Source organism: Microbacterium sp., from assembly GCF_039812165.1.
Lineage (GTDB): Bacteria > Actinomycetota > Actinomycetes > Actinomycetales > Microbacteriaceae > Microbacterium.
Genome location: NZ_JBDIAB010000165.1, coordinates 1 through 6431, shown reverse-complemented (window position 1 = coordinate 6431; position 6431 = coordinate 1). Strand labels below are relative to the sequence as shown.

The window sequence follows — 6431 nt, the reverse complement described above, 5'->3', positions numbered from 1 at the left end:
GGGTCAGCCGTAGAAGAGCTGCTCGAACGTCCGGCGGGCGCGGCGGGCGGTGCCCATCCAGTCCTCCTCGACCTGCGTCGCCGAGCGCGCGGGATACTCGAGCAGCCGGCCGATGCCGTCGAGCTTCGACCGGTCGGTCGGGAGGACGTCGCTCGTCTGCCCCGACAGGATCGTGTTCGCCGACCGCAGGCGGCTCGCGAGGCGCCAGGATGCCGCGAGGCGGACGGCCGCGGCATCGGTCACCAGACCCGCCTCGCGCGCGGCCTCGAGCGCCGCCATGGTGGCCGTGGTGCGCATGCCGGGAACGGCATATGCGTGCTGGAGCTGCAGGAGCTGCACGAGCCACTCGACGTCGCTGAGCCCGCCCGGCCCGAGCTTGAGGTGGCGGGAGCGGTCGACGCCCTGGGGCAGCCGCTCACTCTCGACACGCGCCTTGATGCGCTTGATCTCGCGCAGGCCCTGAGCATCGGCGTGCTGCGGGTATCGGACCTCGTCGGCGAGGCGCATGAACTGCTCCACGAGCTCCTCGCTGCCGGCCACGCCGCGCGCGCGCAGCAGCGCCTGCGCCTCCCACGACAGCGACCAGCGCCGGTAGTACGCGGCGTAGGCCTCCAGCGAGCGCGCCAGCGGACCGTTGCGGCCCTCGGGGCGGAGGTCCGCATCGAGCTCGAACGGCACCCGGTGGTCCTCGCTGTAGCGGCGCAGGCCCGCGACGAGCTTGAGCGCGAGGTCGTGCGCGCGCTGTGACTCGACGCCGTTCGCGTCGTAGACGTAGATGACGTCGGCATCCGACCCGAAGCCGAGCTCCGCTCCCCCGAACCGGCCCATCGCGATGACCGCGAACCGCAGCGCGGCGTCCTCGGCGGGCACGAGCTCGCGCCACACCGCACGGAAGGTCGCCTGGATCGTCACCTCGCTGACGTCGGTGAGCGCCTGTGCGAGCTCTTCGATCGTGACCGTCCCGAGCACGCCGGCGATCGCGAGACGCAGCAGCTCGCGCCGCCGGAGCGTCCGGACGGCGCCCATCGCGGCGTCGATCGTCTCGTGCCGGGTCTGGATGGCGCGGGCCTCCTCGTCGAGCACGACGGCCGACCGCGGACGCAGCTGCTCCTCGTTGTCGAGCCACGCGACCGACTCGGGGATCCACTCCATCAGCTCGCCGATGAACCTCGACCCCGACAGCACGCGGGTGAGACGTTCGGCCGCGCCCGACGAGTCGCGGAGCATCCGCAGGAACCACGGCTTGTCGCCGAGGCGCTCGGCGATGCGGCGGAAGGCGAGCAGGCCGTAGTCGGGGTCGACGCCGTCGGCGAACCAGCGGATCATGACCGGCAGCAGGTTGCGCTGGATCGTCGCCCGGCGGCTCAGTCCGCTCGTGAGCGCGCCGATGTGGCGCAGCGCCCCGGCCGGGTCGCGGAAGCCGATCGCGGCGAGACGGTCGTGCGCGTGCGTCGGCGAGAGGGTCTGCTCCTCGGCGGGGAGGGCGGCGACGGCCGACAGCAGCGGGCTGTAGAACAGGCGCACGTGGATGTCGCGCACCTCGCGCTTGATGCGCTCCCACAGCTCCCACACCGCGGGTCCGGTGTCGGCGAGTCCCGAGGCGCGCGCGACGGCGCGCAGGCCCTCGTCGGTCGCGGGCATGAGGTGCGTGCGGTGGAGCCCCGCGAGCTGCACGCGGTGCTCGAGCACGCGCAGCGTGCGGTAGTCGTACGAGAAGGTCGCCGCCTCGGGGCGCCCGATGTAGCCCGCGGACACGAGCGCGTCGAGCGCGTCGAGGGTGCTGCGCTGGCGGATCCGGTCGTCGGCGAGGCCGTGCACGAGCTGCAGCAGCTGGACGGTGAACTCGATGTCGCGGATGCCGCCAGGCCCGAGCTTCAGCTGATACGCGACGTCGGCGGGCGGGATGTGCTCGGTGACGCGCTCGCGCATGCGCTGCACGCTGTCGACGAAGTTCTCGCGCGCGGCGCTCGTCCACACCTTGGGCTGCACCGCCGCGACGTACCGCTCGCCCAGTCCCCGGTCGCCCGCGATGGGCCGCGCCTTCAGCAGCGCCTGGAACTCCCAGCTCTTCGCCCACCGGTCGTAGTACGACAGGTGCGAGTCGAGGCTGCGGACGAGCGCCCCCTGCTTGCCCTCGGGGCGCAGGTTCGCGTCGACCTCCCACAGCGGCGGCTCGATCTCGAAGCCCGACAGCCCGCGCATGGTCTGCACGGCCAGGCGCGTCGCGATGTCGATGACGCGGCTCTCGCCGAGCTCGGCGAGCGCGTCGTCGTCGGCGCCGCCGACGAAGATGACGTCGACGTCGCTGACGTAGTTGAGCTCCCGCGCGCCGGTCTTGCCCATCCCGATGATCGCGAGCTGCGTCGCGGCCACCTCGTCGCGCGGGAAGAGCCCGCCCGGCGCGCCCCCGCCGCGGGTCACGCGGGTGCGGGCGACGCAGAGGGATGCCTCCAGGGCCGCGCCCGCGGCGTCCGCCAGGGCCGCGGCGACCTCGGCCAGCACCGCGGTCGCGTCGGGCGCGCTCAGGTCGTGCGCGGCGATGCGGGCCAGCAGGCGCCGGTAGCGCACCCGCAGGGCCACCCACGCGGATTCGTCGCCGGCGGACGCGAAGCCCTGCTCGTCGGCGCCGACGGCCTCGAGCAGCTCGTCGCGGAGCCCGTCGACGGTCGGCAGCCCGTCGCCCGGACGGGCGACGTGGGCGAGCTCCTCGGGATGCCGGAGGTAGAAGTCCGCGAAGCCCCGCGAGGCGCCGAGGAGCCGCCAGGTGGTCTGCGGCGTCTCGCGGAGCGCGTCGCGCACCCGCTCCGGCGCGCGACGGGCGATGCGGACGAGCGCGTCGGTCGCGGCATCCGGATCGGCCGCGTCGTCGGCGCCGTCGAGGATGGCGGTGCGCGAGAGCCCGATCGACTCGGCGAGCTCGGTCAGCAGACGGTCGACCTCGGTGAGGTCTGAGAACCCGACGCGCGCGAGCGCGGTGCGAGCGGACGATCGTTCGCTCGTCATGGCCCCGGCTAGAGCACCTCGAGGTTGCGGGTCAGCTCGAACGGCGTGACCTGCGCGCGGTACTCCTGCCACTCCTTGCGCTTGTTGAGGAGGACGTAGTTGAACACCTGCTCGCCGAGGGTCTCGGCGACCAGCTCGGACTCCTCCATGCACTCCAGCGCCCGGTCGAGGCTCGCCGGCAGCGGCGCGTAGCCGAGGGCGCGGCGCTCGGCGTCCGTCAGCGACCACACGTTGTCCTCGGCCTCGGGCGGCAGCTCGTAGCCCTCCTCGATGCCCTTGAGGCCCGCGGCCAGCAGCAGGGCGTAGGCGAGGTAGGGATTGGTGGCGGAGTCGAGAGCGCGGTACTCGATGCGCGAGGACTGCCCCTTCTTCGGCTTGTACATCGGCACGCGCACGAGGGCGGAGCGGTTGTTGTGACCCCAGCAGATGAAGCTCGGCGCCTCGTCGCCGCCCCACAGGCGCTTGTACGAGTTCACGAACTGGTTCGTGACCGCGGAGATCTCCTTCGCGTGCCGCAGGAGGCCGGCGATGAACTGGCGGCCGGTCTTCGACAGCTGGTACTGCGCGCCCTCCTCGTAGAACGCGTTGACGTCGCCCTCGAAGAGCGACATGTGCGTGTGCATGCCGCTGCCCGGGTGCCCGCTGAGCGGCTTCGGCATGAACGTCGCGTACACGCCCTGCTCGATCGCGACCTCCTTGACCACGGTGCGGAAGGTCATGATGTTGTCGGCGGTGGCGAGCGCGTCGGCGTAGCGCAGGTCGATCTCGTTCTGGCCGGGGCCGCCCTCGTGGTGGCTGTACTCGACCGAGATGCCGAGGTCCTCCAGCATCCGCACCGAGCGGCGCCGGAAGTCGTGCGCGGTGCCGCCGGGGACGTTGTCGAAGTAGCCCGCGGAGTCCACCGGCTCGGGACCGCCCGGCCCGAACGACGACGACTTCAGCAGGTAGAACTCGATCTCGGGGTGCGTGTAGAACGTGAACCCGGCGTCGGCGGCCTTCGCGAGCGTGCGCTTGAGCACGTGGCGGGGGTCGGCGACGGCGGGCTGACCGTCGGGCGTGGTGATGTCGCAGAACATGCGCGCGGTCGGATCGATCTCGCCGCGCCACGGCAGGGTCTGGAACGTCGTCGGGTCGGGATGGGCGAGCAGGTCCGACTCGTAGGAGCGCGTGAGTCCCTCGATCGCCGAGCCGTCGAAGCCGAGCCCCTCGGTGAAGGCCCCCTCGACCTCGGCGGGCGCGATCGCCACGGACTTGAGCGTGCCGATCACGTCCGTGAACCACAGGCGCACGAACTTGATGCCGCGCTCCTCGATCGTCCGCAGTACGAAGTCCCGCTGCTTGTCCATCGCGTCCCCTCGCAAGTCGACCGGGCCGACGTTCCGGCCCGGTCCTCAGACTACTGGCCTAACGGCCGTCGTTCTCGATGTCCCTGTCGACGTCTTCGACGACGTCCTTGGCGGTCGAGCCCCAGTCGTCCTCGGCCGCGTCCTCCTCGGCCCACGCGCGCGAGCGCGCGGCGATGATCTGCGGCGCCTTGGCGGCCTCCTCGGCGGTGTCGAAGGGGCCCGCGCGGTCGATCGTCGGCGACTCGAAGCCGTATTCGACCGTTCCGGTCGCCAGGTTGTACCAGTACTTCTCGCTGCCGTCGGTCACGTCTGCTCCTCGCCGTCGGTGTTGCAGTTCCCGTGGCTCGATCCTAATGGGCGCCCCGATCCGGATGCCGGTGCGCGCAGCGCGCCGCAGACGCTCGAGGACGCAGGATTCGGGCTTCCGAGACGCCCCCTCGATCCCGCTAGGCTGTTCGGCATGACGACAGCGGCTACCCGTGCAGTGGGAGTGGACATCGGCGGCACCGGCATCAAGGGGGCGCTCGTCGACCTCACGACCGGGACGCTGCTGAGCGAGCGCGTGAAGGTCCCCACCCCGGCCGGGGCCGAGCCCGACGACGTGCTGGGCGCGGTGCGCATCGTGCTGTCGGCGCTCGACGTCACCGACGCCGACATCCCGCTGGGCGTCGCGTTCCCCGCGATCGTCAAGCGCGGCATCACGAAGTCGGCCGCGAACGTGTCGCAGCGCTGGATCGGCTTCGAGGCCGAGAAGTTCTTCGAGGACGGCCTCGGCCGCGAGATCCACTTCGCCAACGACGCCGACGTCGCCGGCGTCGCCGAGCTGCGCTACGGCGCCGCGCGCGACACCGAGGGCCTCGTCATCCTCACGACCCTCGGCACCGGCATCGGCACCGCGCTGCTGCACAACGGCGTGTTGATCCCCAACTCCGAGCTCGGCCACCTGCAGCGCTCGCAGCGCCGCCGCGACGCCGAGGCGTACGCCGCGTACTCGGCGAAGCAGCGCGACGGGCTGGACTGGAAGAAGTGGGCGGCGCGCCTGCAGTGGTACTACAGCCACCTCGAGTTCCTGCTGAGCCCCGACCTGTTCATCGTCGGGGGCGGCGTCTCCAAGCACGCCGACGCGTTCCTGCCCCTGCTGCGCCTCGACACGCCCATCGTGCCCGCCGTGCACCGCAACAACGCCGGCATCATCGGCGCCGCGGCCCTCGCGGTCTCCTGATTCGCGTGCCGCAGGCGCCCCGGGGCGCGCCGGCATCCTTCGGCGGCTGAGTCGAGTAGGCGAATGGGCCGGCCTGTACGCCGGGTTCTGTTCCGGGACTGACGTCCCTTCGACGGTCATCTCTCTCGGCGACACGTTGCCGTGCCGCTCCAGCGGCCTACCCGGGGACTCGGCGGGCCGCGTCGTCATCCCCTGTCTGGCCTTGCTCCGGGCGAGGTTTGCCGTGCGGATCGTGTCACCACGATCCCGGTGGTCTCTTACACCGCCCTTTCACCCTTACCGGGGCCTGGGCCCCGGCGGTCTGCTCTCTGTGGCACTGTCTCGCGGATCACTCCGGGTGGGTGTTGTCCACCGCCCTGCCCTGCGGAGCCCGGACGTTCCTCGGTGCGGTCTCCCGCCACGCGACCGTCCGGCCGACCCATTCGCGCGTGCCAGTCTAGCCGCCGCGGTCGTGCCCGATCCCCGCTCCGGCACCCTCGCCGCCGCGGGTCACGCCTTCGCGGCGTCCGCGGCCACGCGCAGGTCGAGCGGGAAGTCGATCGGGAAGTCGCCGAACAGCAGACGCCCGGCCCGCTCCGCCGCCTCCCGCACGGCCGCGGCGACCGCGTCGGCGTGCACCGCCGGCGCGTGCACGATGACCTCGTCGTGCAGGAAGAAGACCAGGTGCGCGCGGCGCGCGAACGCGGGTCCGGACGCCGGGGCCCCGGCATCCGTCGCCACCTCCGGCAGCGCGGCCAGGCGCAGGCGCAGCTCGGCGAGCCACGCGAGCGCCCACTCGGCGGCGGTGCCCTGCACGACGAAGTTGCGCGTGAACCGCCCGCGGTCGCGCGCGGAGCGGCGGGCGCGGTCCCGGTCGCCCT

At 72.4% G+C, this 6431-nt stretch carries 4 protein-coding genes, 1 other RNA gene and 1 pseudogene; 1 reads left to right on the top strand and 5 read right to left on the bottom strand.

The features are described from left to right. Window positions 1–3: 3 nt before the first annotated feature. The 3 genes from WML84_RS11730 to WML84_RS11720 are packed head-to-tail and all read right to left on the bottom strand — an operon-like array spanning window position 4 to window position 4656. The gene (locus tag WML84_RS11730) at window positions 4–3003 is read right to left on the bottom strand and encodes a bifunctional [glutamine synthetase] adenylyltransferase/[glutamine synthetase]-adenylyl-L-tyrosine phosphorylase (protein ID WP_347346327.1); all 3000 of its coding nucleotides are present in this window, start codon (window positions 3001–3003) and stop codon (window positions 4–6) included. Between the two features lie 8 nt (window positions 3004–3011). Beyond that, on the bottom strand, window positions 3012–4349 hold the full coding sequence (gene glnA / locus WML84_RS11725) for a type I glutamate--ammonia ligase (RefSeq protein ID WP_347346326.1): 1338 nt from the start codon (window positions 4347–4349) through the stop codon (window positions 3012–3014). Window positions 4350–4407: 58 nt separating this feature from the next. Continuing rightward, entirely contained in the window at window positions 4408–4656 is a 249-nt protein-coding gene (locus WML84_RS11720; protein ID WP_347346325.1) for an SPOR domain-containing protein, read from the bottom strand. 153 nt (window positions 4657–4809) lie between these two features. Here WML84_RS11720 and ppgK point away from each other — a divergent pair, with 153 nt between their 5' ends. Next, a complete protein-coding gene (gene ppgK, locus WML84_RS11715) occupies window positions 4810–5571 on the top strand; it encodes a polyphosphate--glucose phosphotransferase (protein ID WP_347346324.1) in 762 nt (253 codons plus the stop codon). A gap of 60 nt (window positions 5572–5631) precedes the next feature. Here ppgK and rnpB read toward each other — a convergent pair. Continuing rightward, window positions 5632–5992: RNase P RNA component class A (gene rnpB, locus WML84_RS11710), an RNA gene on the bottom strand. A gap of 68 nt (window positions 5993–6060) precedes the next feature. Continuing rightward, window positions 6061–6431 (bottom strand): annotated as a pseudogene (locus WML84_RS11705) (bifunctional 3'-5' exonuclease/DNA polymerase); the annotation flags it as partial.